Genomic DNA, 25266 nt, shown 5'->3' with positions numbered 1-25266 from the left:
GCCGCCTCGTCCGTGACTACGAGCGCCTCCCCGAAACCCTCGCGGGCCTGCATCTCGTCGCCTTCGCCTGCCTCATGCTCAAGAACCTCCTCAACCTGGAGCAGGTCCACAACAGCCTCTAGCCGGCGCGGTCGGCCGCCAGCAGCCGTTGCAGCCGGAACTCCTCGTGGTCCATCTCCACCGAGAGCGCGGCCAGGGTTTCCTCCGGCAGCCCGTCCTGGTCGAGGTGCTGCAGCAGCCGGTCGCGCCCCGCCCGCAGCGCCGCCAGGCGAAGCTGCAGCCGCGCCGTGTATTCCGCGCGGGACGCACCGCTGGCCACGCCGTCGAACACCCGGGAAATGCCGCGGTATTCCGGGATCAGGTCGCGGGCGATGGCGCCGTCGATCGGGCTGTCGGCGCGGCTTTCCAGCTCCCCCAGCGCCGCCTTGGCCACCAGCCGGCGTGCCTGCGCCTCATGCGGCGGCATCCCCGCCTTTTCCGCCCGCGCCACGCCGAGCCGGCGGATCAGCCATTCCAGCGTGGTGCCCTGGATCACCAGCGTCGCCAGGATGGCGCAGAAGGCCAGGAAGATCATCAGGTCGCGCGCCGGCACGTCCAGCGGCAGGGCCAGCGCCGCGGCCAGCGACACCACGCCGCGCATCCCCGCCCAGGCCACCACCGTCATGCCGCCCCAGCGCACCCGGCGCTCGCCTTCTTCCAGCGGCGGCACCAGCCAGGGCAGGGAGCTGGTGGCGAAGACCCAGGCGAAGCGGGCCAGGATCATGGTGCCGGACACCGCCAGGGCCAGCTTCGCCAGTTCCCACCACCCGTAGCCGTGCAGCCGTTCCACGATGCCGTTCAGCTGCAGCCCCACCAGCACGAAGACCAGGCTGGTGAGCACGAACTCCACGAAGTCCCACACCGCCTGGGACTGCAGCCGGGTCGCGGCATCCATGATGGTGTGGCGGTGGCGGGTCATCACGAAGGCGCCCGCCACCACCGCCAGCACGCCGGAACCGTGCAGCGCCTCGGCCACGCCGTAGATGGCGAAGGAAACCAGCAGCGACAGCGCGGTTTCCAGCTGCTCGTCTTCCAGCCTCGGCATCAGCCACACGGTGGCGCGCCCGATCAGCCAGCCCACCGCCGTGCTGCCCGCCGCCACCAGCAGCAGCGACAGGCCGGCCGTGCCCAGCGACAGGCCGCCCGCCGCCAGCGCCCCGAGCGCCAGCCGGTACAGCACCAGCGAGGAGGCGTCGTTGATCAGGCTCTCGCCTTCCAGCACCGTGACGATCCGGCGCGGTATGCGCAGCCGGCCCAGCACGGAGGCGGCGGCCACGGCATCCGGCGGCGCCACGATGGCGCCCAGCGCCACCGCCGCCGCCCAGGGCAGTTCCGGCACCAGCCACTTCGCCGTCACGGCGACGCAGGCCGCGGTGAACAGCACCGCGCCGAGCGCCAGGAGCAGGATGATGCGCAGATTGGCCCGGAAGGCCGGCCAGTCCGTGCGCCAGGCGCTGGCCTGCAGCAGCGGCGGCAGGAAGAAGGCCAGGGCGAATTCCGGCTCCAGCTCCAGCCGCGGCAGGCCGGGGATGAAGGCCAGGATCATGCCGCCCATCACCAGCACCACGGCATAGGGCACGCGGAAGCGGCGGGCCACCAGTGCGAAGCCGATGCAGGCCACGATCAGCGCGAGCAGGGCCTCGGCGAGGGCCACGGGAGCAGGAAACTAGGCGCGGCGCGCGGGCAAGGCTGCCCGCCGGAGGATCAGGAGGGCAGGGGGCGCGTCACGCCCGGCCATAAGTATCCTCGAAGCGGACGATGTCGTCCTCGCCCAGGTAGGAGCCGGACTGCACCTCGATCAGGGTGAGGGGGATCATGCCCGGGTTCTCGAGGCGGTGCACGGAACCCAGCGGCAGGTACACGCTCTCGTTCTCCCGCAGCAGGATGCGCTCGGCATCCCGCTCCACGGTGGCGGTGCCGTTCACCACCACCCAGTGCTCGGCGCGGTGGTGGTGCTTCTGCAGGCTCAGCTTCTCGCCGGGGCGGACCGAGATCTTCTTCACCTGGAACCGGTCGCCCTGGATCAGCCCCTCGTAATGGCCCCAGGGGCGATAGACCCGGCGATGCGTCGTGGCTTCCGGCACGCCGGCGCGCTTCAGGCGCTCCACCAGCTTCTTCACATCCTGGGCCTGGTCGCGCGCCATGGCCAGCACGGCATCCTCGGTCACCACCACCACGGCGTCCTTGAGGCCGACCACCCCGGTGAGGATGCCCTCCGAGCGGACAAAGCAGCCCTCGGCGTTCAGCAGCTCCACCGGGCCGTGGGTGGCGTTGTTCATGCTGTCACGCGGGCTGGTCGCCCAGAGCGAATCCCAGGACCCCACGTCCGACCAGCCCAGCGAGGCCGGCACCACCGCGGCGTGGGAGGTCTTCTCCATCACCGCATAGTCGATGCTGACGTTCGGGGCGCGGCGGAAGGCGTCCGCCCCCAGGCGCACGAAGTCCAGGTCCCGCTTCGCCGTGGACACCGCTTCCCGAACCGCGGCCAGCAGGTCGGGCTCCAGCCGCTCCAGCTCCGCCAGCCAGATGGCGGCGGTGGCGATGAACATGCCGGAATTCCACAGGTGCCGCCCGCCCTCCAGGTAGCCCCGGGCGGTGGCGAGGTCGGGCTTCTCCACGAAGCTGGCGATGCGGGACACGCCCTCCACCCCCGGCCAGGACTCGCCCGCCTCCATGTAGCCGTAGCCGGTCTCGGGCGCGGTGGGCCGCATGCCGAAGGCGACGATGGCGCCGGCCTGCGCGGCCTCGACGCCGAGCGACACCGCCTCGTGCAGGGCCGGCTCGTCCTCGATCACCGCATCGGCCGCCATGATCCAGAGCACCGAGCGCGGATCGGTTTCCGCCGCCAGCAAGGCTGCTGCGGCAATGGCGGGGGCGGAGTTGCGTCCTTCCGGCTCCAGCACGATGCGGGCGCCGCTGATGCCGCCCTCGCGTAGCTGTTCCGCCACCAGGAAGCGGTGCGGCTCGGAAGCGACCACGATCGGGGGCGCGAAGCCGGGGCCCCTGGCGCGCCCGGCGGTGACCTGGAGCATGGTCCGGTCGGAGGCCAGCGGCCAGAACTGCTTCGGATAGCCTTCCCGGGACAGCGGCCAAAGGCGGCTGCCGGTCCCACCGCACAGGATCACGGGCACCAGGGAGGCAGTGGTCATCGTCGGAGCAGGTCCTTGCAATCCGTCCGGGCGGAGGTAGCGGAGCAGGGCCCAAAAAGAAAGCCGCCCCGGGAAAGGTCCCCGGGGCGGCTTCGGCAGCGTCGTGAAACGGATTCGCCGCGATGCTACTCGGCGATCGCCTCGTCCTTGCCCTTGCGCAGGCTGGGCAGCAGCATCGCCGCCAGGGCCAGGAAGCCGATCGCCAGCAGCACCGCGGAGATCGGCCGCTGCACGAAGACGATCGGGTCGCCGCGGCTCAGCAGCATGGCGCGGCGCAGGTGCTCCTCCATCATCGGGCCGAGCACGAAGCCGATCAGCATCGGCGCCGGCGGCATCTTCAGCTTGGAGAAGATGTAGCCGAGAATGCCGAACAGCAGCGTCTGGTACACGTCGAACACGCTGTTGTTCAGCGAGTACACGCCGATGGCGCAGAACACCAGGATGGCCGGGTACAGGTACTTGTAGGGCACCTGCAGCAGCTTCACCCACATGCCGATCATCGGCAGGTTGATCACCAGCAGCATCAGGTTGCCCAGCCACATGGAGCAGATCAGGCCCCAGAACAGGTCGGGCTGGGTTTCCACCATGCGGGGGCCGGGCTGGATGCCCTGGATGATCAGCGCGCCCACCATCAGCGCCATCACGGCGTTGGCCGGGATGCCCAGCGTCAGCAGCGGGATAAACGAGGTCTGGGCCGCGGCGTTGTTGGCGCTTTCCGGACCCGCCACGCCCTCGATGGCGCCCTTGCCGAACTCATGGCCGTGCCGCGACAGCTTCCGTTCCATCATATAGGAGCCGAAGGCCGCCAGCGCGGCGCCGCCGCCGGGCAGGATGCCCAGCACGGAGCCGACCAGCGTGCCGCGCAGCACCGCCGGAACGGCGCGGCGGAACTCCGTGCGGGTCAGCATCAGGCTGCCGACCTTGGAGCTGAGCACGCTGCGGGATTCGGGGTTGTCGAGGTTCAGGATGATCTCGGCGACGCCGAACATGCCCATCGCGATGGACACGAAGCCCAGCCCGTCCGACAGCTCCGGCACGCCGAAGGTGAAGCGCTGCTGGCCGGTCTGCACGTCCGTGCCCACCAGGCCCAGCGCCACGCCCAGCACCACCATGGAGATGGACTTCAGCACCGAACCCTGTGCCAGCACCGCGGATATGATCAATCCGAGCAGCATCAGCGAGAAGTAGTCCGCCGGGCCGAAGCTCAGCGCCACCGAGGTCAGCAGCGGGCCGGAGGCCGCCACCAGCAGCGTCGCCACCGAGCCGGCGAAGAACGACCCGCAGGCGGCGATGGTCAGCGCCGCACCCGCGCGGCCGTTGCGCGCCATCTGGTAGCCGTCGATGGCGGTCACCACCGAGGACACCTCGCCCGGCAGGTTCAGCAGGATGGCCGTGGTGGAGCCGCCGTACTGCGCGCCGTAGTAGATGCCGGCGAGCATGATGATCGCGGTGGTCGCGGGCTGGCCGAAGGTGATCGGCAGCAGCAGCGAGATCGTGGCCACCGGGCCGATGCCCGGCAGCACGCCGATCGCCGTGCCGATCAGCGCCCCGATCAGCGCGAAGAGCAGGTTGTCGAAGGACAGGGCGACGGCGAAGCCGTGGCCGAGGTTGGCGAGGAGATCCATGGTTCTGTCCGCGCTCTCAGAAAATGGTCGGCCAGAGCGGGACGCGGATGTCCAGCTGCCAGATGAAGACGGCCCAGCTCAGCACGCACAGGAACACCACCATGCCGAGCACGCCGAGGGGGCGGTGGGTGCGGTCCGCGAGGGAGGCGAGCACGATGGACAGCACCAGCGCCACGATCAGCCCCAGGGGCTCCAGCGCCAGGCCAAACACCGCGAAGGCGGCGTGCACCAGGCCCAGCGGCCGCCATCCCGGCGCGATCGACAGCACCAGCAATCCCGCGAGACAGCCGAAGCCCAGCTGCGCCCAGCTGGTGACGCCGGTGCCCGTGCGCTCCATCACCTGCCACACCACCAGCCCGACGAGGGTGCCGAGGATCGCCGTGGTGACTTCCAGCCTCGTCCAGCGCTCCAGGTTGTCCGGGCCGTTGCCCAGGCCGATCAACAGGATCCCGACCCCGAGCGCCCCGAGCAGGTAGAACACCAGCATGGGCATGTAGCCCGGGCCCATCCGGCGGGCGCTGCCCAGAGCGAGGTCAGAAACGCCGAACCGTTCAAACACACCGTAGATCAGCGCCAGCCCGAGGGCGGCGGTCAACACGATCAGCCCCCCCGAGATGACGTCCTTCACATTCAGTCTCATCAGGAGTTCTCTCCACTCGTAAGGCGCGGGCGATCATGGCCGCCGAACAGCGATCCGGCGGAGCCGGCGCGGACGGGCGGGGTGGGGGGAAAAAGCTGCGCAGCGCTTGGCCCAACGGGCACAGATACGCGCCGCCGCAGCGGCGTAGCCGCCACCGCGGGCTGGACGCCGTGTGTCGGCGGCCCGAACGCCATTCGTCCCTCCCTGGGATTGATCCAGCGCACCCTAGAAAGCACTTGCCAAAGCTGCAAGGCGTTCCAGCAGCCATGAAAACTTGTTAAGCTATGTTGCGACGCAACAAAATTACTTCGGCCAGCGCAGGTTGCGTCCGGCGACGCGCGTGCCCCGCCTGTTTGCAGGCCGGGTGTTGCGCCCCGCCGCGAAACCGCTAGGCCCGGCAAGCGCGATGCCGCAACGGCGGCGACGCGGCGCCGCATCCCCGCACGGTGTCGCAGCCCAGCACAGGAAAAGCACCCCATGAAGATCTGCATCTTCGGCGCCGGCGCCATCGGCGGCCATCTCGCGGTGCGCTTCGCGCACGGCGGCGCCACTGTCAGCGTGGTGGCGCGCGGCAACAGCCTGCGGGCGATCCGCGAACAGGGCCTGACCGTGCAGGCGCCCGATGTCGAACTGCGCGCAAAGGTCCACGCCGCCGAGGACCCCGCGGAACTCGGCCCGCAGGACGCGGTGGTGGTGACCGTCAAGGCGCCTTCGCTGCCCGACGTGGCGCGGGGCATCGCCCCGCTGCTGGGCGCGCACACCGCCGTGGTCTTCGCGATGAACGGCATCCCCTGGTGGTACTTCGACCGAATCGGCGGCCCGATGGAAGGCCGCAAGCTGCCCGAACTGGACCCGGGGGAAGGGCTGCGCCGCGCCGTCGGCGTGGGGCGCACGATCGGCGGCGTGGTGTATTCCGCCTGCACCGTGGTGGAGCCCGGCGTGATCCGCGTGGCGCATACCAGCAACCGCCTGTTCCTGGGCGAGATCGACGGCAGCGCCGCCTCCGACCGGATCGAGGCCATCGCCGCCCCGCTGCGGGCTGGCGGCTTCGAGGTGCCGGTCACCGCCGACATCCGGCGCGAAGCCTGGGCCAAGCTGCTCGGCAACATCTCGGGCGGTCCGCTGGCCGTCCTCAGCCGGCAGGACATGCGGGCAACCTTCGCGGACCCGGCGATTCGCGCGGCCGCGGTCCGCATGACGGAGGAAGCCGCCGCGATCGCGCGCGGCCTCGGCATCCCGCTGGAGGTGGATGCGGAGAAGCAGGTGACCCGTTCGGGGAGCAACCAGCACAAGCCCTCCATCCTGCAGGACTTGGAACTCGGCCGGCCGATGGAGGTCGAGGCCATGCTGGCCGTGCCGCTGAAGCTGGCGCGCTTCGCCGGGGTGGAAACGCCCACGCTGGACCTGATGGTGGCCCTGGCCAGCAAGACCGCCGAGGCCGCCGGCCTTTACCGTCCCGCGGGCTGACCCCGCTCCCCGGACGCGGCAGGAAGGCAGGTCTGGCCGAGGACCCAGCCTTCCCAGCGTCGCACCCAGGGGTCGTCGGGGATGAAGTCCGGGCGCATCCCGTCCAGCACGCCCACGAGCCCGAGCAGCCCGAGCACGCTGTCCAACCGATCCTCGCCCGCGGCATCCGGCCCGAAGCCATCCGCGACCGCCGCCAGCAGCGCCGGGTCGGGCAGCACCCGCAGCCGCGCCATGGCCTCGTGCAGGGATGGCGCGGCCCGCAGCCGCACCGCGCGCGACCGCTTGCTGCCCGCCAGCCGGACGCCGGCATGGCGCATCGCCTCGGCCGGATAAACCTCCGCCAGCACGGCCCGGCCGGGTGCCAGGGAAGCGTGCAGCGAACCTGCGAAGGGCCAGAGGTGGAAGGGCGCACCCACCGCCAGGGCCGGCGCCAGCCAGTCCCGCCAGGCCGAGATCGCCGCCTTGCCGGTCTGGTTGGCGCCCAGCGTCCAGAACAGCGGTGCCCCGGCCGGGCGCTCGGCCGTGGCGCGGTCGCAGAGGCGGCACAGTTCCGCCGGGCCGGTGAAGCCCAGGGCCTCGGCATGGCTGGCCCGGGTCATGCCGCGCAGGCCACGCCGGGGATAGAAGGGTGCCTCCCGCGACACCTCTGCCAGCGTCGCCGCCACGGACCAGAAGCGCGGCCGTGCCGGCGAGGCGCGGAGAAACGCCGGGAAGTCCGGCTCCGTCAGGCCGGCGGCATAGGCGCGCGGCAGGCCGAGCGGCAGGTCCAGCCCGAGCGCCACAGCCGCGCCGTCCCGCAGCAGCGCCGCCGCCAGGGCCGCCGGGTCGCCCACTGGGCGCGGTGCCCCGGCCTGCCATCCGGCCCCGGTGCGACGCGCCACCGTGACCCAGCGCTTGCGCGGATCGACGGACCAATCCGCATGGGCGGCCACTAGCTCCAAGGCACCACCGACGTGGACGGCCCGCGATGGCGCCGGGGGGCGGATGCCGAGTCCCGGCGCCGCAAGGCGCGCCTTCCCGGGCCCGGACGGCGCCCCGCAGGAACTACTTCAGCGGCTTCTGCGCCTTTTCCAGCAACCGGCCGAGGAAGGCCCGCGCCTTGCCGGGCGGCTTGGCCGCCACCGCGACGGCCGGCTGCGCGGCCACGCGCTCGCGCTCCTTGGCGGCCAGCCACTTGTCCAGGCTCATGCCCGCCTTGGCTGCGCGCTTCTCCTCGTAGGCCCGCTGCCCTGCCGATAAACGCTGCTCGGTGCCCGCCATGCGCCTGGGTTCCCGTGTTGTCCGGCGGTGTTTGGCGCGGGCCGCCACGCGCGGCAAGGGGCCGGGGCGGGCATCCGGGCCGGGGCAGGGGCCTTGCGTCGGCGGCGGTTCGGACCACCTGCTGCCCATGGAACCCCGCGTCAAAGCCGGCCTCTGGACGCAGATGGCCCTGCGCCTTTCGGACTCCGCAGGCCGGCCCGGCGCCGTGCTGCGCAAGGGCGACCCGGACAGCGGCGGCATCCTGTGCGTGCTGCGTGGCCGCGAGGGCCTCTCGGTGCTGTCGCAGGTCCGCGATGCCCAAGGCCGCGCCGCCTGGATGCGCAGCACCGGCGCCACGCCGGTCGGGCAGGAGGAAGCCGACCGCTACGTGGAGCGGCAAGTGAAGCGCGACCCCGACCTTTGGGTGCTGGAATTCGAGGCCCCCGACCTGCAGCCCCCCTTCGAGGCGCGCCTAGTCTGACGCGCGCCGGCGCCGCTAGGCCGCCACCGGGTCCAGCCGGGCGCCGCTGCCGCCGTCGAAGACGTGCAGCCAGGCCGGGTCCAGCCGGACCGGCATGGTGCTGCCGAAGAACGGCCCCTGGACCCGCACCGTCAGCAGCGACTCGTCGGGCAGCCGCCCGTGCACCACCGTTTCCGACCCGAGCGGCTCCACCAGGTCCACCGCCAGGGTCAGCGAATCGGCCGCCTCGCCCACCAGCACGTGTTCCGGCCGCAGCCCGACTGTCAGCGGCATCCCGGCTGCCCCCGGACGCGGGCCGTCGGCGAAGTCGATCACCGCACCGGAATTCAGCCGCGCCGAGGCCCCGCCGGGTTCCAGCGTGCCGGGCAGCAGGTTCATGGAGGGGCTGCCGATGAAGCTCGCGACATAGGTGTCGGCCGGGCGCGACCAGACCTCCATCGGCAAGGCGACCTGGGCGGCGCGGCCGCCCTGCATCACCACCAGCCGGTCGCCCAGCGTCATCGCCTCCACCTGGTCATGCGTCACGAAGATGGAGGTGACGCCGAGCCGCTTCTGCAGCCGCCGGATCTCCGCCCGCATCTGCACGCGCAGCCGGGCATCGAGGTTGCTCAGCGGCTCGTCGAACAGGAACAGCGCCGGCTCGCGCACGATGGCGCGGCCCATGGCGACGCGCTGCCGCTGCCCGCCCGAAAGCTGCCGCGGGCGCCGGTCCAGCAGCGCGCCCAGCCCCAGGATCTCCGCCGCCTCGCGCACGCGGCGGTCGATCTCGGCACGCGGCAACCCGCGGATCTTCAGCCCATAGGCCATGTTCCCGGCCACGCTCATATGCGGGTAGAGCGCGTAGTTCTGGAACACCATGGCGATGTCGCGGTCCGCCGGTTCCAGCGGCGTCACGTCGCGCCCGGCGATCACCACCCGGCCGGAGGTCGCGGTTTCCAGCCCCGCCACGATGCGCAGCAGGGTGGACTTGCCGCAGCCGGAAGCGCCCACCAGCACCACCATCTCGCCATCGGCGACTTCCAGCTCGATGCCGTGCAGCACCTCGACCTTGCCGAAGGACTTGCGGATGGTCTCCAGCGTCAGCGTTGCCACGTCGGCTACTTCTCCGTCTCGGTCAGGCCGCGCACGAACCAGCGCTGCATCGCCACCACCACGGCCACGGGCGGGGCGAGGGCCAGCACGGCCATGGCCATGATGGTGTTCCAGTCGTTCTGCGAATCGCCGGTGCCGATGGTCTTGCTCAGCCCCACGACGACGGTTTCCAGCGAACGGTCGGTCACGATCAGCAGCGGCCAGAGGTACTGGTTCCAGCCGTAGATGAACAGGATCACGAACAGCGCCGCCATGGAGTTGCGCGACAGCGGCAGCACCACGTCGCGGAAGAAGCGCATGGGCCCGGCGCCGTCCAGCTTCGCCGCTTCCGCCAGTTCCGGCGGGATGGTCAGGAAGAACTGCCGGAACAGCAGCGTCGCGGTCGCGGACGCGATCAGCGGCAGCACCAGCCCGGTCATGGTGTCCGTCAGGTGCAGGTTCACCATCACCTGGAAGGTCGGGATCAGCCGGACCTCCACTGGCAGCATCAGCGTCACGAAGATCGCCCAGAAGGCGATCATGCGGCCGGGGAAGCGGAAGAACACCACCGCGAAGGCGCTGAGCATGGAGATCACGATCTTGCCCACCGCGATCAGCGTCGCCATCACGGCGCTGTTCCACAGCATCAGCCAGGCGGGCGTGGTGCGCATCTTGCCGCCGCCCATCGTCCAGGCGGCGACGAAGTTCTCGACGCCGTGCCGGCCCGGCAGCAACGGCACGTCGCCGCGGCCCAGCGTCGCCGCGTCGTGCGTGGAGCCGACCAGCGCGATCCAGATCGGGAAGGCGAAGATGAACACGCCGAGCACCAGGATGCTCTGCGCGAAGAGCCGGCTGCGCCCCTGCCGCCGAAGCGTTGCCGCCGCGAGATCGGCCATCAGTAATGCACCTTGCGGTCGACGTAGCGGAACTGCAGCGCCGTCAGCGTCACCACCAGCACCATCAGGATCACGCTCTGCGCCGAGGAGGTGCCGAGGTTGAGGTTCTGGATGCCGTCCGTCCAGGCCTTGTAGATCAGGGTTTCCGTGGACTTGCCGGGCCCGCCCTGGGTCAGGGAATGGATCACGCCGAAGGTTTCGAAGAAGGCATAGGTCAGGTTCACGATCGCCAGGAAGAAGGCGGTGGGCGAGAGCAGCGGCAGCACCACCGTCCAGAAGCGCCGCACCGGCCGTGCCCCGTCGATCGCCGCCGCTTCCAGCACCGCCTGCGGGATGGACTGCAATCCCGCCAGGAAGAAGATGAAGTTGTACGCGACCTGCTTCCAGGCCGAGGCCAGCACCACCAGCAGCATCGCCTGCGTGCCGTTCAGCCGGTAGTCCCAGGCCACGCCCGCCGCGTTCAGCCCGCGGCCGATCAGCCCGATCTGCGGGTGGAACAGGAACAGCCACAGCACCGCCGCCACGGCCGGCGCCACGGCATAGGGCCAGATCAGCAGCGTGCGTACCACCTCGGACCCGCGCAGCCGCTTGTCCGCCTGCACCGCCAGGAACAGGGAGATGGAGAGCGCCAGCACGGCCACGGAGGTGGAGAACACGGCGGTGTTGGCCGCCGCGTTCAGCCAGTTCGGGTCCGACAGCACCTCGGTGAAGTTCTCCAGCCCGACGAACTCGCTGGAGAAGCCGAAGGCATCCTCCCGCAGCGTGGACTGGATCACCGCCTGCACCGCAGGCCAGTAGAAGAAGACCGCCGTGATCGCGAGCTGCGGCAGCAGCAACATCAGCGGCAGCGCGGTTCCGCGAAAGGCGGCCTTCTCCGGCATCGTGCTTGCCCTCAGCCCGCCCGGTTGGTGCGTTCGAAGTTGCGCAATACGACGTTGCCGCGGGTCTGGCTGTTGGCCATAGCCTGCTCCGCCGTCTGCTGGCCCTGGAAGGCCTTCTCGATCTCTTCCTGCATGATGTTGCGAATCTCGGCGAAGCCGCCCAGCCGGATGCCCTTGCTGTTCGGCGTGGTGTTGCCGCCGCCCAGCAGCATCTGCTTCACCGCCACGTCCGCGTAGGGGTTGCGATCGTAGTAACCGGCAGCCCGCGTCGCCTCGTAGGCACCGTTGCTGACCGGCAGGTAGCCGGTGTCCTGGTGCCACTTGGCGGCGATGTCGCGCTGCGACACGTAGCGGAAGAACTCCGCCACCGCCTTCAGCTCCTCGGCCGAGCGCTGCCGGTTCGGGCCGCCCTGCATCACCCACAGGCTGGCGCCGCCGATGATGCTGTTGATCGGCGCGCCGGATACGTCGGGGTAATAGGGCAGGGAGGCCGAGCCCCAGCCGAACTGCGCTTCCCGCACGATGCGCGCCCGGGTGCCGGAGGAGGCGAAGGAGATCGCCGCCTCGCCGGAGGGGAACACGCCGTCACCCGCGGAGTCGCGGCCGGCGTAGCGGAAGATGCCGTCCTTCTGCAGCTGCACCAGGTTGCCCAGGTGCTTCACCACCAGCGGGTTGTTGATCCGCAGCTCCGCGTCGGTGCCCTCGAAGCCGTTGGACTTGGTGGCCAGCGGCACGTTGTGCATGGCGGAGAGCTGCTCGACATGCACCCAGGTCGGCCAGGAGGTGCTGATCGGCGTGGCGATGCCCGCGGCCTTCAGCTTGCGCCCGGCCTCCATCACCTCCGGCCAGGTGGCGGGGAAGCGCTCCGGGTCCAGGCCCGCGCGGCGGAAGGCGTCCTTGTTCCAGTAGGAGATGGCGGTGGAACTGTTGAAGGGCAGGCTCATCAGCCGCCCGTCGGGCAGCGAGTAGTAGCCCTTGATCGCCGCCAGGTAGTCGTTGGTGCCGATGTCCACCCCGGTCTCGGTCGCCAGCTCGTGCACCGGCTTGATGGCCCGCCCGGCCGCGATCATCGTGCCTGTGCCGACCTCGAACATCTGCACGATGTGCGGCGCGGTGCCGGCCCGGAAGGCGGCGATGGCGGCCACCATGGTTTCCGGATAGGCGCCGCGGAAGGTGGCGTTCACGGTGTAGCGCGGCTGTGAGGCGCTGAAATCGGCGGCCAGCTGTTCCAGCAGCCCGCCCAGCGGCTGCGTCAGCCCGTGCCAGAACTGGATTTCGGTGCGCGCCTGCGCCTGGGCGGAAAGCGTGCCCAGCTTGGCGGTGGTGGCCAGCGCGAGCGCGCCGGCGGCAATGGAACGACGCCGCATGGACTGCAGCCTCCCTGATGATGACGGCGCGGGTTTGCGTCGCGTCCGTTTCAGGCAGGCTACAGCCGAATGACAGAACGATGAAGCTGCGAAGTCGGAATGCTACTCACCTCCCTGCGCGGCGGCGATCGCCGCGTTCATGGCCCGGATTCCGGCCGCGGGTCCGTCCGGGTGGTTCCACACCGCCCCGACCACCGCCAGGAAGTCGGCCCCGGCCTGCACCAGGGGTGCGCAGTTCGCGGCGGTGATGCCGCCGATCGCCACCACCGGCACCTCCATCACCTCCGCCCACCACTGCAGCAGCTCCAGCTCCGCCCGGTGCTCCACCGCCTTGGTGTCGGTGGAAAAGAAGGCGCCGAAGGCCACGTAGTCCGCCCCCAGTTCCCCGGCCTCCATGGCGAGGTGCCGGCTGCCGTGGCAGGTGATGCCCAGGATTCGCGGGCCCAGCAGGGCACGCGCCGCCGCATGGTCGCCGTCGCCCTGCCCGAGATGCGCGCCGTCGCAGCCGGTGGCGATGGCGAGGTCGGCCCGGTCGTTCAGCAGAAAGGCGACGTCGCGGTCCTGCGCCACCGGGCGCAGCACGTCGCAGGCGCGGCGGATCGCGTCGTCCTCCGCGTCCTTGAGCCGCAGCTGCACGCAGCCCACATCGCCGGCATCCAGCGCCCGCGCCAGCTGGTCGGGAAAGCTGCGCAGGTCGATCGCCGGCGGGGTGATGAGGTAGAGGCGGCAGTTGGTCCCGGCCGCCGCGTCGTCCGATGAGCCTGACACCGGCTTCTCCTTCGCCGCTGCGGGACGGCGGTTCGCGCCTCGCCGGGTCGGTTGGGCGGGGAGGGGCCGCGCACGGCCCCGCCCCGTCGCCCGGCTCAGCCCTGGGCGACTTCCGCCTTGTAGGTCTCGATGATGTCGCTCAGCAGCTTCAGCGCGTCCGCCTTGGGGCGCTGGAAGGTGTTGCGCCCGATGATCGAGCCGTTGCCGCCGCCCTGGTGGATGCCGCGGGCCATCTCGGACATCGCCTCGGCGGTGCCGGATTCGCCGCCCGAGAACACCACCAGGCGCCGGCCGTTGAAGCAGGCCTGCACGACGTGGCGGATGCGGCCGGCCAGGGTGGAGATGTCGGGAACCGGCGACTTCTCGTAGGTCTTCTTGGCGGCATCCAGGGAGATTGCCTCGGTGGGCGGCTTCACCTTGATGATGTGGGCGCCGATCAGCGCCGCCATGTGCGCGGCATAGGCGCAGATGTCGAGCGCGGTCTCGGCCGTCTTGTCCAGGCCCGGGCCGCGCGGATAGCTCCACACCACCACGGCGAGGCCGGCGGCCTTGGCTTCCTCGGCCAGCTCGCGCAGCTCTTCCATCATCTCGAACTGGTATTCGGAGCCCGGGTAGATGGTGAACCCGATGGCCGAGCAGCCCAGCCGCAGCGCGTGGGACACGGAGCCGGTGACGGCCTGGTCCTTGGTGGTGCTCAGGCTGTTGGAGCTGTTGACCTTGAGGATGGTCGGGATCGCGCCGGCATAGGTAGAGGCACCCGCCTCGATCATGCCCAGCGGCGCGGCATAGGCGTTCAGCCCGGCCTCGATCGCCAGCTCGAAGTGGTAGCGCGGGTCGTAGCCGGCGGGGTTGGGCGCGAAGGAACGGGCGGGGCCGTGCTCGAAGCCCTGGTCGACCGGCAGGATCACCATGCGGCCCGTGCCGCCCAGCTTGCCTTCCATCAGGATGCGGGCGAGGTTGCCCTTGGTGCCGGGGTTGTCGCTCTCATACCAGGAGAGGATCTCTTTGACCTTGGGCGTCAGCTGCATCTCTCTAAACCTTCCCGAACCAGCCTGAATCTACGGGGTTCCTAGCCCAGGCCCCAGTGTCTGTCATCCCGCGAGCCAGCGCGCCAGCAGCGCCCGCCCGCCGGGCCGCTGCAGGTCCAGCCGGCCGAGGTCCAGCGCCTCTGGCCGCGCCGGCAGCACCGCGGCCCCCAGCGCCGCCGCTGCCCCCGCCACCTGCTCGAAGGCCGCGCAGTCCGGCGACAGCACGATCCGCCGCCAGCCCGAGCGCAGCGCCAGCAGCGCCAGCCCGGGCGCCGCGCCGCAATCCAGCACCGCCGCGTGCGGCACGCCGGGGTGCCGGGCCGCCGCCGCAGCCACGACGGCCAGCAGCGTCGCCGGTCCCGGCCAGGCCGCGGCCCCGGGCGCCGAGAGCAGCACTACCCCGGCAGGACCTGCCGCCAGCAGGGCCGCTTCCGCCTCGGCCAGCCCGTGTACAACCACTGCGCGCAAGACTTCTCCCGGGCTGCCAAGTATCGCCGCAGCGTTGACCCCTCGGCCCCGCCATGCCTATTCGGCGCCTGGATATCACGCGTTCGGGGTTGGTATGGCGGCGGATCGCTTGGGGGAAGCCGCGGCGCGGCTGGAAGCGGCGGTGGAGCGTCTGGCCATCGCGGCGGCCCGCCCGCGGCCCTCGATGTCGGAGGGCGAGGTCGCGGAACTGAGCCGGCGGCTGGACTCCACCCTGGCCCGCCTCCGCCTCGCCCTGGCGCGGGAGGATGGCGAGGCCGAGGGCGAGGGCGAGGACGACCCGGCGGAGCTTCCCCCGGACGAGCAGGAGGGCTAACGCTTTGGGTCAGGTCACGGTGCGTGTGGGCGGCTACAGCCACCCCGTTTCCTGCGAGGACGGCCAGGAAGCCCATCTCGTGTCCCTCGCCGCCGAGGTCGACCGCCGCGTCCATTCCGTCCGCAGCATGGGTGGCCAGTTCGGCGAGAACCGGCTGCTGCTGCTGGCCGCGCTGCTGCTGGCCGACGAGGTGCACGACCTGCGCATCGAGCTCTCAGCCGCCCGCGCCGGCCAGCCCACTGCGGACAACCCCGTGCTGGCCGAGCGCCTGACCCGCGTGGCCGAGCGCATCGAGGGCATTGCGGCGGGGCTGCAGCGCCCCTAGGTAGGTCGGGCGGGGCTGCCTGTGCATGCCAGGCACGTTATCCCCAGGGCCAATAAGCACCTCCCGGGAGCTGGCTCTGTTCGGATCTTGGTCTGAGTACCTGGCGCCCACCTGCATTAGCAGGCCTTGGGAGGATAAATAGCCAGCGGCCATGGCGGCTCCGCACCCTTTCCCGGACGGCACGGCATCCGGCCGAACGGCCGCGCCCCCGGACCTCGTCGCCGCCAAGGCGGAACTTCGCCGCGCCATGCTCGCCCGCCGGGCCGGGCTGGACGGCACCGGCGCGGGGGATGCCGTCGCGCATCACGTCCTCACCGGGCTCGCGCCGCCGCGCGACGCCGTGGTGGCGGCCTACTGGCCCCGCGGCGACGAGCTCGACCCGCGCTCGCTGCTCACGGCCCTGGCCGCCCGCGGCCAGGTGCTGGCCCTGCCGGTGACCACCGCGCGCGGCCAGCCCCTGCTGTTCCGCCGCTGGCAGCCGGGCGAGGAGCCGCCCCCGGGCCGCTACGGCCTGCGCGAGCCGCCGCCCGGCGCGCCCGAGCTGCGGCCGGACTGGCTCTTCGTGCCGCTGCTGGCCTTCGACCGGCGCGGCCACCGCCTGGGCTACGGCGCCGGCTACTACGACCGCACGCTGGAATCGCTGCCCGGTGCGGTCGCGATCGGCCTGGCCCTGGCCGAACAGGAACGTCCCGAAGTGCCGGCCGGGCCGGGCGACGTGCCGCTGCGCGCCGTGGTCACCCCCGCCGGCATCATCCATTGCGGAGCAGTTGATTGAGAATCCTCTTCCTCGGCGACGTGGTCGGCCGGGCCGGGCGCGACGCCGTGGTGGCCAGGCTCCCGGGCCTGCGCCGCGACGTGATGGCCGACCTCGTGGTGGTGAATGCCGAGAACGCCAGCCACGGCTTCGGCCTGTCGCCCGAGATGGCCCGCGCCTTCCTGGACGCCGGCGCCGACGTGCTGACGCTGGGCAACCACGCCTGGGACCGCAAGGAGATCATCCCCTTCATCGAGGGTGAGCCCCGCCTGATCCGGCCGCTGAACTTCCCCCCCGGCACGCCCGGCCGGGGCGCCACCGTGGTGGAACTGCGCAACGGCAAGCGCGCCCTGGTGCTCAACGTCATGGGCCGCCTCTTCATGGACGCGCTGGACGACCCGTTCCGCGGCGCGCAGGCGGAACTGGCGCGGCACGTCATGGGGCCGCAGGGCACGGTGCAGGCCATCCTGGTGGACATCCACGCCGAGGCGTCGAGCGAGAAGCTGGCCTTCGCGCATTCCTTCGACGGCCGCGTGTCCGCCATCCTCGGCACCCACACCCACGTCCCCACCGCCGACCACCAGGTGCTGGCCGAGGGCACCGCCTACATGACCGATGCCGGCATGTGCGGCGACTACGACAGCGTCATCGGCATGCAGAAAGGCCCCGCCGCCCTGCGCTTCTGGCGCAAGGTCCCCGGCGAGCGCCTCGCCCCGGCGGAAGGCGAGGCCACCCTTTGCGGCGCCCTGATCGAGACGGAGGACGCCACCGGCCTGGCCAAGCGCATCCAGCCGGTGCGCCTGGGCGGCCGCCTGTCGCAGCTGCTGCCCATCAGCTGATCCTCCGCAGAAGGCAGCAAGCCGGGGGGAAGTATCCCCCCGGACCCCCTTCTATTTTCGGAAGTTTTCAGGTGTGCCTGTGTCGGGCGCAGCACTCTTACTCCCGAAAAAAGGAGGGGGACCGGGGGAGTTCACTCCCCCGGCCTTCGCGCCTCAACGGACCAGTACGCTGCCCCTGCGGGCGCTGGCCCGACACGGCGCCGGGGATTATACCTCCACGCACCTTCCTGTTCCTGAACCGTCACGGGCACCCACGATGGCCGGCCATTCGCACGCCAAGAACATCATGCATCGCAAGGCCGGGCAGAGCGCCAAGCGGGCGCAGGCCTTCGGCAAGCTGATCCGCGAGATCACCGTCTCAGCCAAGGCCGGCATGCCCGACCCGGCGCACAACCCGCGCCTGCGCGCCGCGGTGAAGGCCGCGCTGGTGGCCAACATGCCGCGCGACACCGTGGACCGCGCCATCAAGCGCGTCGCCGCGGGCACCGACACCGAGAACTACGACGAGGTGCGCTACGAGGGCTACGGCCCCAACGGCATCGCCATCATCGTCGAGGCGCTGACCGACAACCGCAACCGCACCGCCTCCGACCTGCGCTCCGCCTTTTCCAAGCATGGCGGGGCGATGGGCGAGACCGGCTCGGTGTCCTTCCAGTTCGAACGCGGCGGGGTGATCGTCTACAAGGCCTCCGTCGCCGGCGAGGAAGCCATGCTGGAAGCCGCGATCGAGGCCGGCGCTTCCGACGTCGAGAGCGACGACGAGAGCCACGAGGTCACCACCACGGTGGAGGAATTCACCGCCGTGCGCGATGCACTGGAGGAAAAGTTCGGCGCCGCCGAGAGTGCCAAGCTGGAATGGTGGCCCAACGCGCCGATGGAACTCGATGAGGAGCAGGCGCAGAGCGTGCTCAAGCTGATCGACGTGCTGGACGACCACGACGACGTGCAGAACGTCTACGCCAATTTCGAAGTGTCCGACGCCGTGGCCCAGCGGCTCTCGGCCTGAGCATGCCGGGCATGGGGGTCGGCGCGGTGCGGGTGCTGGGCCTCGACCCCGGGCTGCAGCACACGGGCTGGGGGCTGATCGAGAGCCACGGCTCCCGCCTGCGCCACCTCGCGGACGGGGTGGTCTCCACCACCGCCGACCTGCCCCTGGCCGACCGGCTGAGCCAGATCTACCGCGCGCTGACCGCGCTGCTGGAACTGCACCAGCCGGACGAGGCCGCGGTGGAGCACACCTACGTCAACAAGAACCCCGGCGCCGCGCTGAAGCTGGGGCAGGCGAGGGGGGTGGTGCTGCTGGCCCCGGCGCTGACCGGCATCGTGGTGGCGGAATACCAGGCCATGGAGGTCAAGCGCGCCGTGGTCGGCACCGGCCATGCCGACAAGGTGCAGGTGCAGGACATGATCCGCCGCCTGCTGCCCGGCGCCGTGCTGAAGCGCGCCGACGCGGCGGACGCGCTGGCGGTGGCGATCTGCCACGCCCACCACCGCGCCAGCCGCGTCGCCCTGGCCCGCGCCTACGTCCCCGGTTCCGCCGCGTGATCGGCAAGCTCACCGGGCGGCTCGACTCCGTGCACGAGGGCGGCTGCATCCTGGACGTGAACGGGGTGGGCTACCTCGTCGCCGCTTCCTCCCGCGCCGTGGCGGCCCTGCCGCCCGCCCCCGCCCTGGGCACGCTGTGGATCGAGACGGTGGTGCGCGAGGACGCCATCACCCTCTACGGCTTCGCCGACGCGGCCGAGCGCGATTGGTACCGGTTGCTGACCGCCATCCAGGGCGTCGGCCCCAAGGTGGCGCTGGCGCTGCTCTCCACCCTCAGCCCGGCCGACATGGCGGCCGCCATCCTGGCCGGCGACAAGGGCAGCCTGGGCCGCGCCCCCGGCGTCGGCCCGAAGCTGGCTACCCGGCTGGTGGCGGAGCTGCGCGACCGCGTGGGCGGCATGCCCACCGGCTCCTTCAACATCACCATCCCGCCGCCGGTGCCCCCGGGCGCTGCGGAGGACGCCGTCTCCGCCCTGCTCAACCTGGGCTGGAAGCGCGCCGAGGCGGCGGCCGCGGTGAACCGCGTGCGCGACCGCATCGGCGAGGACGCCGCGCTGAACACGCTGATCCGCGAGAGCCTGAAGGAACTGGCGCCGCGCTGAACGGCGCCGCCGCGGCGGCTCAGGGCCGGTAGGCCAGCCCCAGCGCCCCGCAGCGCTCCCGCCGCTCCTCCGCCGCCGCGTCGCGCGGCACCGGCATCGGCCGGCCGTCGCCGCCGTCGATCGCCGCCAGCCCCGCGGCGAAGCGCCCGCGCGAGATCGCCAGGGTCTCGTTGCGCAGCGGCATGCGCTGTTCCAGCACCGGGCCGATGAAAGGGTTGGTGTTGATCTCGTACACCACGGTGCGGCCGCCGACCGCCGCATGGTCGGCCCGGCCGTACTCGATGCCCGCCAGCTCGAAGGCCGGTCCCACCGCCACGGCGTGGAGGTTGCCGGCCACGGCGGCGTGCTCCGCCTCCGTCATCGCGTCGTCCGCCAGGCCCATCGTGCCGAACTTTACGAACCAGTCGGTTTCCACGATGGCGTGGTCGGTGCTGACGGCCTCCCCGATGCGGAAGCTGCCGAACTTGCGCCACACGCCCGGGCGGATCGGCTCGGCGCAGTACTCCACCGCGATCACCCCGGCCGGCGACACCCCGGACGCTGCCAGCCCGGCCACCGCCGCGGCCAGCTCGGCCGGCGTGTGCAGCAGGGCGGAGAGCGGGCGGCCGTGATCGGCCTCGTTGCGCAGGAACACGGGAAAGGCGGGGCGCGGCGTGCCCTCCTCCAGCCGCCAGGCGCGGAACGGGTTGCGCCCGGCCTCGTGCAGCCGGCGCAGCAGGGGGTAGCGGGTGGCCAGCCGCGCCGGGTCGTTCAGGCAGCGGCAGCCGGCGGCGCGCAGGGCGCGGTGCAGGTCGCCCGCCAGCAGCCGCTCCCAGGGCGACAGCCGCTCCACGTCGGCGAAGATGAAGCTGGCCTCGGGCAGCTCCGGCGCCAGCAGCGCGTCCTCGTAGGGCAGGGACGCCACCACCGGGGTGGGCGTGCCGAAGCTGCGGTCGCACAGGCTCGCCACGGTGTAGCTATGCTGCCGCGTCGTCAGGAAAACGATCACGCGCCGGGCCGCTTGACGCTGCGCTGCGATTCACCCAACAGTTTCGCCTCCGGAAGAAGGATGCTGGTGATGGCACAGCTGGCCACGGGCTTGAAGGCGCAGGCCGCGCGTTTCGCCGACGGGGGCACCGGCAGGACCCTGCCGACCGGCGGTTCCACCCTCACCCTGCCGCCCGGCGGCTCCGGCCAGGTGTAGTCCTGACCCCGGCGCCCCGCCGCGACCGTGCCGCCCGCCGATCGCGGCCGGGGACGCGAACCGGCGGCCACTGAGCGCCGCGCCCGCAGCACCGGCGCCGCGGGCGCCGCCCCGCACCGCCCGTCGGCGCCGCCATGACCACCGTGGCCGCCGTGATGATGGTGCGCAACGAGGCCAACATCATCGCGGACTGCGCCGCGCACCTGCTGCACGGGCTGGCCGTGGACCGGCTGCTGGTGGCCGACAACGGCTCCACCGACGGCACCCCGGCCATCCTTCGCCGCATCGCGGCCGGCGACCGGCGGGTGCAGGTCACCTCCGTCCCCGGCCATTTCTCGCAGCCCGAGGTGATGAACGCCCTGATCGGGCAGGCCGTCGCCGGGGGCGCCGACTGGATCCTGCCCAACGACGCGGACGAGTTCCTGTGGCTGCGGGGCACCAGCCTGCGCGCGCTCTGCGCCGGCAGCCCGGCGGTGGGCGGCTACCGGCTGCCGGTGCGCAACTTCGTCCAGCTGCGCGGCGTCGCCCGCGACCATCCCGGTAGCCTGGAAACCATGCTGTTCTCCGCCCGGCCGCAGGGCTCGGAGGGCGAGGCGCAGGCGCTGGTGACCACCTCGGCCATCCCGTTCCTGCGCATGCACTACCCGCCCAAGCTGCTGCTGCGCGCGACGGCCGGGTTGCGGCTGCACCGTGGTCAGCACCGCGCGGACGGCGCGCTGGGCCCGCTGCTGCCGCTGCGGCAGGGGGAGATGCTGCACGCCCCGATCCGCGCGCGCGACGACCTCGCGAGCCGGGTGGAGCACGGCCGGCGGCTGCGCGCCGTAGCGCCGGAACCCGGCACCGGCTGGCACCTCAAGCGCCTGCTGCACCTGGACGAGACCGGGCTGCAGGCCGAGTGGGACGGCAATTCGGTCGGCTTCGATCGCTGGCGTCCGGCACCCGGATTCCAGCTGGACCTGCGGCTGTGCCGACTCGCCTGGCGCCTGCGGCCGCATCGCCGGCGCGCCCTGGGCGGCGGCGGGACCGGCCCTCGCTGGGTGGGGCAGGGCCGCTTTGCCCGCCGCGCTACCGGGGGCTGAACCGGTCCAGGCGACGCCGGCCGCCCGGGTGATCCCACGGCGGGACGGCCCTTATCGGGACATCCCGAGATTCGCCCGCGCCTTCCCGCGCCGCGCGGGCGCCAAGGACCGCGACGCCCGCCGCTGATCCCGCTATGTTCTCGCCATGAATATCAGTTCCACCGCCCGGCTCTCCGCCAGCGAACGCCAGGACGAGGACGTCAACGACGCCGCCCTGCGCCCGCAAACCCTGGCCGACTTCACCGGCCAGCCCGCCCTGCGGGAAAACCTGTCCGTCTTCGTGCAGGCGGCGCGCGACCGCGGCGACGCCATGGACCACGTGCTGCTGTTCGGCCCCCCCGGCCTGGGCAAGACCACGCTCGCCCAGATCGTCGCGCGCGAGCTGGGGGTGGGCTTCCGCGCCACCTCCGGCCCGGTGCTGCAGCGCGCCGGCGACCTGGCCGCGATCCTGACCAACCTGCAGCCGCGCGACGTGCTCTTCGTCGACGAGATCCACCGCCTGCAGCCGGCCATCGAGGAAACCCTCTACCCTGCGATGGAGGATTTCCAGCTCGACCTGATCATCGGCGAAGGTCCGGCCGCGCGCACCGTGCGCATCGACCTGCCGCCCTTCACCCTGGTGGGCGCCACCACCCGCTCCGGCCTGCTGGCCACCCCGCTGCGCGACCGCTTCGGCATCCCGCTGCGCCTGAACTTCTATTCCGCCGAGGAGCTGGAGTTCATCGTCACCCGCGGCGCCGGCAAGCTGGGCCTGTCCCTGACCCCGGACGGCGCGCGCGAGATCGCCACCCGCTCCCGCGGTACCCCCCGCATCGCCGGCCGCCTGTTGCGCCGGGTGCGCGACTTCGCCGCCGTGGCGGGGCGCCCAGCCGACCGCGCCCTGTGCGACGACGCGCTGCGCCGGCTGGAGGTGGACAGCCTGGGCCTGGACGCGATGGACCGCCGCTACCTCCGCCGCCTCGCGGACCACCACGGCGGCGGGCCGGTGGGGGTGGAAACCCTGGCCGCCGCCCTGGCCGAGAGCCGCGACACGCTGGAGGAGGTGATCGAGCCCTTCCTGATCCAGGAAGGCCTGATCCTGCGCACCCAGCGCGGCCGCGTGCTGGGCCTGCCGGGCTGGCGCCACCTTGGCCTGACGCCGCCGCGCAACGCCGCCGCCCAGGGCGACCTGCTGCTGGACGAGTGATCCGACGTCTCGGGGCAGGGAAGGCCGGGGGAGTGAACTCCCCCGGACCCCCTCCTTCTTTCGGGAGTCAAAGAGGGGCGCCGGCCTCCCACGCGCCTTTTCTACTCCCGAAAAGAGAAGGGGGGCCGGGGGGATACCTCCCCCCGGCCTCCTTGTTCCCTACGTCCGGCCCCCCTGGCCGCCGCCGCGGAACCCGGCTAGGCCCCGCCGCCATGGCCGCGCACCGCTTCCCCGTCCGGGTTTATTTCGAGGACACCGATGCTGGTGGGGTCGTGTACCACGCCAACTATCTCCGCTGGGCCGAGCGCGCACGCACGGAATCCTTGCGCGCCATGGGCTTGCCGCACCAACTTCTCATCGAACGTCACAATTTGTTCCTCGTGGTGCGGCGCATCGAAGTGGAGTATCTGCGCCCGGCCAGACTCGACGATGCCCTGGTGATCGAGACGCGCGTGGAGCGCCTCGGCGGGGCCTCGCTCGACCTGGCGCAGGACGTGTTGGATGAGACCGGGACGACCCCGCGGGCCAGGCTCCGCGTCGGCCTGGTCTGCGTCAGCCAGGACGGGTTGCGCGCGGCGCGCATTCCCGAACCCTGGGCGGGCGCCCTGCGGGACGTGTTGGTGCCCCCGGCCGGCTAGAACCCGGCAGCGGCGGAAAAAGGAAGCAGGCCTTGGGTGGCAGCGTGACCGCGACGAACCTCCCCAGTGCGGCCCAGGTGGCGCACGACCTTTCGCTCTGGGGCCTGTTCCTGCAGGCCGACTGGGTGGTGAAGGCCGTCATGATCGGGCTGCTGCTGGCCAGCATCTGGGTCTGGGCGGTGGTGTTCGAGAAGGCCACCAGCATCCGCCGCGCCAACCGCAGTGCCGACGCCTTCGAGGAGAAGTTCTGGTCCGGCGGCTCCCTGGAGGAGCTGCAGCGGGCCGAGGGCGAGCGCCCCTCCCACCCGCTGGCGGCCGTGTTCGGCGCCGGGATGCGGGAATGGCAGGCCAGCACCACCGCCTCGGTGGGCTCGGCCATGGCGCTGATGGGCGTCAAGGAACGCGCCGACCGCGCCATGGGCGTGACCATCGGGCGCGAGATGGAGCGCATGGAGCGCTGGATGGTGTTCCTGGCCTCGGTGGGCTCGGTCGGCCCCTTTATCGGCCTGTTCGGCACGGTGTGGGGCATCATGAATTCCTTCGCCGCCATCGCCAGCATGAACAACACCAACCTCGCCGTGGTGGCGCCCGGCATCGCCGAGGCGCTGTTCGCCACCGCGATCGGCCTGGTGGCCGCCATCCCGGCGGTGCTGGCCTACAACAAACTCAACACCGACCTGGCCCGCTACGCCGCGCGGCTGGAAGCCTTCGCCTCCGAGTTCGGCACCATCCTGTCGCGCCAGGCCGACGAAGCGCCGGCGGGGGCCTGACCCGTGGCCGTTTCCCTGGGCGGTTCCGGCAGGGGCCGCGGCCGCTACCGGCCGATGGCCGAGATCAACGTCACGCCCCTGGTGGACGTGATGCTGGTGCTGCTGATCATCTTCATGGTGGCGGCGCCGCTGATGACCTCCGGCGTGCCGGTGGACCTCCCGAAAACCGCCGCTTCCCCGATCAACCAGGAAAGCGAGCCGCTGACCATTTCCGTGGACCCGCAGGGCAAGATCTTCCTGCAGGATACGGAAGTGCAGCTGGACGCGCTTGTACCGCAACTGCAGGCCATCCAGCGCGAAGCCGCCCGCACCAACCCGGACGCGCCGGAAAAGCGCATCTTCGTGCGCGGTGACCGTACCAACACCTATGGCCGCGTGATGGAAGTGATGGGCGCGGTGATCGCCGCCGGCTTCACCCGCGTCGCCCTGCTGGCCGAACAGCCGGCGGGCCAGCCCGCGCGCCCCGCCGCCGCCCCGGCCGCCGGGGCGCGTCCCGCCGCGCCGCCCGCCCGCGGGCCCGCCGCCCCCGCCCGCTGACCCGGCGCGGGACCGGGAACTCCATGCGACGATTGCGGGGGCTGCGCGCCTGGGGGGCGGTTTCGGGGGCGCTGCACCTGCTGGTGGCGCTGGTGCTGCTCATCGAGCTGCCGAACAGCAAGTTCCAGGAACCCCTGGAACAGGCAATCCCGATCGAGGTGATCACCCCCGTCGCGCCGCAGCTGGCCAACGCGCCGACCCCGTCCAACTCACCCGCGCCGCCCAACCCGGACGCGCCGGACAACCCCGTGCCGCTGCCGCCGCCGCCCGAGCCGCCGCGCCCGGAGCCGCCCTCGCCGTCGCCCCCGCCACCACCACCTCCGCCGGCCCCGCCGCCGCCCGCGCCCGCGCCGCC

General features: G+C 71.9%; 29 protein-coding genes, 1 other RNA gene and 1 pseudogene. 17 read left to right on the top strand and 14 right to left on the bottom strand.

Going from position 1 to position 25266, the window contains the following annotated elements:
* Positions 1 to 118: 118 nt before the first annotated feature.
* The 4 genes from ACLIBK_RS23840 to ACLIBK_RS23825 form a co-directional block, all read right to left on the bottom strand.
* A complete protein-coding gene (locus ACLIBK_RS23840) occupies positions 119 to 1693 on the bottom strand; it encodes a Na+/H+ antiporter (RefSeq protein ID WP_415389802.1) in 1575 nt (524 codons plus the stop codon).
* Positions 1694 to 1763: 70 nt separating this feature from the next.
* Entirely contained in the window at positions 1764 to 3188 is a 1425-nt protein-coding gene (locus ACLIBK_RS23835; RefSeq protein WP_415389801.1) for a mannose-1-phosphate guanylyltransferase/mannose-6-phosphate isomerase, read from the bottom strand.
* Positions 3189 to 3313: 125 nt separating this feature from the next.
* A complete protein-coding gene (locus ACLIBK_RS23830; RefSeq protein ID WP_415389800.1) occupies positions 3314 to 4813 on the bottom strand; it encodes a tripartite tricarboxylate transporter permease in 1500 nt (499 codons plus the stop codon).
* A 16-nt stretch (positions 4814 to 4829) separates the two neighbouring features.
* Positions 4830 to 5453, bottom strand: coding sequence for a hypothetical protein (locus ACLIBK_RS23825; protein WP_415389799.1), 624 nt, complete (start codon positions 5451 to 5453; stop codon positions 4830 to 4832).
* Between the two features lie 477 nt (positions 5454 to 5930).
* On the opposite strand from ACLIBK_RS23825, the gene ACLIBK_RS23820 reads away from it, so the two are divergent.
* On the top strand, positions 5931 to 6920 hold the full coding sequence (locus ACLIBK_RS23820; RefSeq protein WP_415389798.1) for a ketopantoate reductase family protein: 990 nt from the start codon (positions 5931 to 5933) through the stop codon (positions 6918 to 6920).
* On the opposite strand, the gene ACLIBK_RS23815 is transcribed toward ACLIBK_RS23820, so the two are convergent.
* Entirely contained in the window at positions 6902 to 7852 is a 951-nt protein-coding gene (locus ACLIBK_RS23815) for a hypothetical protein (protein WP_415389797.1), read from the bottom strand. The two genes, ACLIBK_RS23820 and ACLIBK_RS23815, sit on opposite strands and share 19 nt — an antisense overlap.
* Positions 7853 to 7964: 112 nt before the next feature.
* Positions 7965 to 8180, bottom strand: a complete 216-nt coding sequence (locus ACLIBK_RS23810; RefSeq protein WP_415389796.1) for a hypothetical protein — start codon at positions 8178 to 8180, stop codon at positions 7965 to 7967.
* A 127-nt stretch (positions 8181 to 8307) separates the two neighbouring features.
* On the opposite strand from ACLIBK_RS23810, the gene ACLIBK_RS23805 reads away from it, so the two are divergent.
* A complete protein-coding gene (locus tag ACLIBK_RS23805) occupies positions 8308 to 8640 on the top strand; it encodes a DUF1491 family protein (RefSeq protein ID WP_415389795.1) in 333 nt (110 codons plus the stop codon).
* A 15-nt stretch (positions 8641 to 8655) separates the two neighbouring features.
* Here the strand turns inward: ACLIBK_RS23805 and ugpC are convergent, their stop codons facing one another.
* The 7 genes from ugpC to ACLIBK_RS23770 all read right to left on the bottom strand — a co-directional run bounded on the left by ugpC (position 8656) and on the right by ACLIBK_RS23770 (position 15119).
* Positions 8656 to 9732, bottom strand: coding sequence for a sn-glycerol-3-phosphate ABC transporter ATP-binding protein UgpC (ugpC, locus tag ACLIBK_RS23800; RefSeq protein WP_415389794.1), 1077 nt, complete (start codon positions 9730 to 9732; stop codon positions 8656 to 8658).
* Between the two features lie 5 nt (positions 9733 to 9737).
* Positions 9738 to 10607 carry a sn-glycerol-3-phosphate ABC transporter permease UgpE gene (gene ugpE, locus ACLIBK_RS23795; RefSeq protein ID WP_415389793.1) on the bottom strand — a complete coding sequence of 290 codons (870 nt, stop codon included), beginning with the start codon at positions 10605 to 10607 and terminating at the stop codon, positions 9738 to 9740.
* Positions 10607 to 11488 (bottom strand): sn-glycerol-3-phosphate ABC transporter permease UgpA, encoded by an 882-nt coding sequence (ugpA, locus tag ACLIBK_RS23790; protein WP_415389792.1) that lies wholly within the window; start codon positions 11486 to 11488, stop codon positions 10607 to 10609. The genes ugpE and ugpA overlap by 1 nt, the downstream gene beginning before the upstream one ends.
* An 11-nt stretch (positions 11489 to 11499) precedes the next feature.
* Complete coding sequence (gene ugpB / locus ACLIBK_RS23785; protein WP_415389791.1) at positions 11500 to 12855, bottom strand: sn-glycerol-3-phosphate ABC transporter substrate-binding protein UgpB; 1356 nt, start codon at positions 12853 to 12855, stop codon at positions 11500 to 11502.
* 102 nt (positions 12856 to 12957) lie between these two features.
* Entirely contained in the window at positions 12958 to 13623 is a 666-nt protein-coding gene (gene thiE / locus ACLIBK_RS23780; RefSeq protein ID WP_415389790.1) for a thiamine phosphate synthase, read from the bottom strand.
* 95 nt (positions 13624 to 13718) lie between these two features.
* Positions 13719 to 14651, bottom strand: a complete 933-nt coding sequence (locus ACLIBK_RS23775) for a class I fructose-bisphosphate aldolase (RefSeq protein ID WP_415389789.1) — start codon at positions 14649 to 14651, stop codon at positions 13719 to 13721.
* Between the two features lie 63 nt (positions 14652 to 14714).
* On the bottom strand, positions 14715 to 15119 hold the full coding sequence (locus ACLIBK_RS23770; RefSeq protein ID WP_415389788.1) for a hypothetical protein: 405 nt from the start codon (positions 15117 to 15119) through the stop codon (positions 14715 to 14717).
* A 94-nt stretch (positions 15120 to 15213) separates the two neighbouring features.
* Here ACLIBK_RS23770 and ACLIBK_RS23765 point away from each other — a divergent pair, with 94 nt between their 5' ends.
* The 8 genes from ACLIBK_RS23765 (at position 15214) to ruvA (ending at position 19518) form a co-directional block, all read left to right on the top strand.
* A complete protein-coding gene (locus ACLIBK_RS23765) occupies positions 15214 to 15453 on the top strand; it encodes a hypothetical protein (protein ID WP_415389787.1) in 240 nt (79 codons plus the stop codon).
* 4 nt (positions 15454 to 15457) lie between these two features.
* Complete coding sequence (locus tag ACLIBK_RS23760) at positions 15458 to 15778, top strand: cell division protein ZapA (protein ID WP_415389786.1); 321 nt, start codon at positions 15458 to 15460, stop codon at positions 15776 to 15778.
* Positions 15779 to 15787: 9 nt separating this feature from the next.
* A non-coding RNA gene (ssrS, locus tag ACLIBK_RS23755) (6S RNA) lies at positions 15788 to 15943 on the top strand.
* A complete protein-coding gene (locus ACLIBK_RS23750) occupies positions 15930 to 16553 on the top strand; it encodes a 5-formyltetrahydrofolate cyclo-ligase (RefSeq protein WP_415389785.1) in 624 nt (207 codons plus the stop codon). Before ssrS ends, ACLIBK_RS23750 begins: the two co-directional genes overlap by 14 nt.
* Positions 16550 to 17371 carry a TIGR00282 family metallophosphoesterase gene (locus tag ACLIBK_RS23745; RefSeq protein ID WP_415389784.1) on the top strand — a complete coding sequence of 274 codons (822 nt, stop codon included), beginning with the start codon at positions 16550 to 16552 and terminating at the stop codon, positions 17369 to 17371. Before ACLIBK_RS23750 ends, ACLIBK_RS23745 begins: the two co-directional genes overlap by 4 nt.
* Before the next feature lie 256 nt (positions 17372 to 17627).
* Positions 17628 to 18377, top strand: coding sequence for a YebC/PmpR family DNA-binding transcriptional regulator (locus ACLIBK_RS23740; RefSeq protein ID WP_415389783.1), 750 nt, complete (start codon positions 17628 to 17630; stop codon positions 18375 to 18377).
* An 11-nt stretch (positions 18378 to 18388) separates the two neighbouring features.
* On the top strand, positions 18389 to 18916 hold the full coding sequence (gene ruvC, locus ACLIBK_RS23735; protein ID WP_415389804.1) for a crossover junction endodeoxyribonuclease RuvC: 528 nt from the start codon (positions 18389 to 18391) through the stop codon (positions 18914 to 18916).
* Entirely contained in the window at positions 18913 to 19518 is a 606-nt protein-coding gene (gene ruvA, locus ACLIBK_RS23730; protein ID WP_415389782.1) for a Holliday junction branch migration protein RuvA, read from the top strand. The genes ruvC and ruvA overlap by 4 nt, the downstream gene beginning before the upstream one ends.
* Before the next feature lie 19 nt (positions 19519 to 19537).
* Here ruvA and ACLIBK_RS23725 read toward each other — a convergent pair whose 3' ends face one another.
* A complete protein-coding gene (locus ACLIBK_RS23725) occupies positions 19538 to 20506 on the bottom strand; it encodes a hypothetical protein (protein WP_415389781.1) in 969 nt (322 codons plus the stop codon).
* Positions 20507 to 20575: 69 nt separating this feature from the next.
* Here ACLIBK_RS23725 and ACLIBK_RS23720 point away from each other — a divergent pair, with 69 nt between their 5' ends.
* From ACLIBK_RS23720 to ACLIBK_RS23690, 7 genes and pseudogenes are all read left to right on the top strand, one after another.
* Positions 20576 to 20701 (top strand): hypothetical protein, encoded by a 126-nt coding sequence (locus ACLIBK_RS23720; RefSeq protein ID WP_415389780.1) that lies wholly within the window; start codon positions 20576 to 20578, stop codon positions 20699 to 20701.
* Between the two features lie 134 nt (positions 20702 to 20835).
* Positions 20836 to 21780: a glycosyltransferase family 2 protein gene (locus ACLIBK_RS23715; RefSeq protein WP_415389779.1), complete on the top strand. Its 945-nt coding sequence runs from the start codon at positions 20836 to 20838 to the stop codon at positions 21778 to 21780.
* Between the two features lie 145 nt (positions 21781 to 21925).
* On the top strand, positions 21926 to 22966 hold the full coding sequence (ruvB, locus tag ACLIBK_RS23710; RefSeq protein WP_415389778.1) for a Holliday junction branch migration DNA helicase RuvB: 1041 nt from the start codon (positions 21926 to 21928) through the stop codon (positions 22964 to 22966).
* 212 nt (positions 22967 to 23178) lie between these two features.
* A complete protein-coding gene (gene ybgC / locus ACLIBK_RS23705) occupies positions 23179 to 23604 on the top strand; it encodes a tol-pal system-associated acyl-CoA thioesterase (protein WP_415389777.1) in 426 nt (141 codons plus the stop codon).
* A 32-nt stretch (positions 23605 to 23636) separates the two neighbouring features.
* Positions 23637 to 24374, top strand: a complete 738-nt coding sequence (gene tolQ, locus ACLIBK_RS23700; RefSeq protein WP_415389776.1) for a protein TolQ — start codon at positions 23637 to 23639, stop codon at positions 24372 to 24374.
* Between the two features lie 54 nt (positions 24375 to 24428).
* A complete protein-coding gene (gene tolR / locus ACLIBK_RS23695; RefSeq protein ID WP_415389803.1) occupies positions 24429 to 24911 on the top strand; it encodes a protein TolR in 483 nt (160 codons plus the stop codon).
* Positions 24912 to 24934: 23 nt separating this feature from the next.
* Positions 24935 to 25266: pseudogene (locus ACLIBK_RS23690) on the top strand (hypothetical protein); the annotation flags it as partial.

Origin of the sequence: Roseomonas sp. BN140053, assembly GCF_047690175.1 — a bacterium.
In the GTDB taxonomy this organism is placed as follows: Bacteria; Pseudomonadota; Alphaproteobacteria; order Acetobacterales; family Acetobacteraceae; genus Roseomonas.
This window is presented reverse-complemented; position numbering and strand designations above follow the sequence as displayed.

Excerpts from the sequence above, each read along its gene's own strand:
- ACLIBK_RS23715 (WP_415389779.1), top strand. The coding sequence starts at position 20,836 with ATGACCACCGTGGCCGCCGTGATGATGGTGCGCAACGAGGCCAACATC.
- ACLIBK_RS23810 (WP_415389796.1), bottom strand. The coding sequence starts at position 8,180 with ATGGCGGGCACCGAGCAGCGTTTATCGGCAGGGCAGCGGGCCTACGAG.
- ACLIBK_RS23750 (WP_415389785.1), top strand. The coding sequence starts at position 15,930 with ATGGCGGCTCCGCACCCTTTCCCGGACGGCACGGCATCCGGCCGAACG.
- ACLIBK_RS23805 (WP_415389795.1), top strand. The coding sequence starts at position 8,308 with ATGGAACCCCGCGTCAAAGCCGGCCTCTGGACGCAGATGGCCCTGCGC.
- ruvB (WP_415389778.1), top strand. The coding sequence starts at position 21,926 with ATGAATATCAGTTCCACCGCCCGGCTCTCCGCCAGCGAACGCCAGGAC.
- ugpE (WP_415389793.1), bottom strand. The coding sequence starts at position 10,607 with ATGGCCGATCTCGCGGCGGCAACGCTTCGGCGGCAGGGGCGCAGCCGG.
- ybgC (WP_415389777.1), top strand. The coding sequence starts at position 23,179 with ATGGCCGCGCACCGCTTCCCCGTCCGGGTTTATTTCGAGGACACCGAT.
- ACLIBK_RS23740 (WP_415389783.1), top strand. The coding sequence starts at position 17,628 with ATGGCCGGCCATTCGCACGCCAAGAACATCATGCATCGCAAGGCCGGG.
- ACLIBK_RS23720 (WP_415389780.1), top strand. The coding sequence starts at position 20,576 with ATGGCACAGCTGGCCACGGGCTTGAAGGCGCAGGCCGCGCGTTTCGCC.
- ACLIBK_RS23825 (WP_415389799.1), bottom strand. The coding sequence starts at position 5,453 with ATGAGACTGAATGTGAAGGACGTCATCTCGGGGGGGCTGATCGTGTTG.
- ACLIBK_RS23765 (WP_415389787.1), top strand. The coding sequence starts at position 15,214 with ATGGCGGCGGATCGCTTGGGGGAAGCCGCGGCGCGGCTGGAAGCGGCG.
- ACLIBK_RS23775 (WP_415389789.1), bottom strand. The coding sequence starts at position 14,651 with ATGCAGCTGACGCCCAAGGTCAAAGAGATCCTCTCCTGGTATGAGAGC.
- ACLIBK_RS23835 (WP_415389801.1), bottom strand. The coding sequence starts at position 3,188 with ATGACCACTGCCTCCCTGGTGCCCGTGATCCTGTGCGGTGGGACCGGC.
- ugpA (WP_415389792.1), bottom strand. The coding sequence starts at position 11,488 with ATGCCGGAGAAGGCCGCCTTTCGCGGAACCGCGCTGCCGCTGATGTTG.
- ACLIBK_RS23830 (WP_415389800.1), bottom strand. The coding sequence starts at position 4,813 with ATGGATCTCCTCGCCAACCTCGGCCACGGCTTCGCCGTCGCCCTGTCC.
- ACLIBK_RS23820 (WP_415389798.1), top strand. The coding sequence starts at position 5,931 with ATGAAGATCTGCATCTTCGGCGCCGGCGCCATCGGCGGCCATCTCGCG.
- ugpB (WP_415389791.1), bottom strand. The coding sequence starts at position 12,855 with ATGCGGCGTCGTTCCATTGCCGCCGGCGCGCTCGCGCTGGCCACCACC.
- tolR (WP_415389803.1), top strand. The coding sequence starts at position 24,429 with ATGGCCGAGATCAACGTCACGCCCCTGGTGGACGTGATGCTGGTGCTG.
- ruvC (WP_415389804.1), top strand. The coding sequence starts at position 18,389 with ATGGGGGTCGGCGCGGTGCGGGTGCTGGGCCTCGACCCCGGGCTGCAG.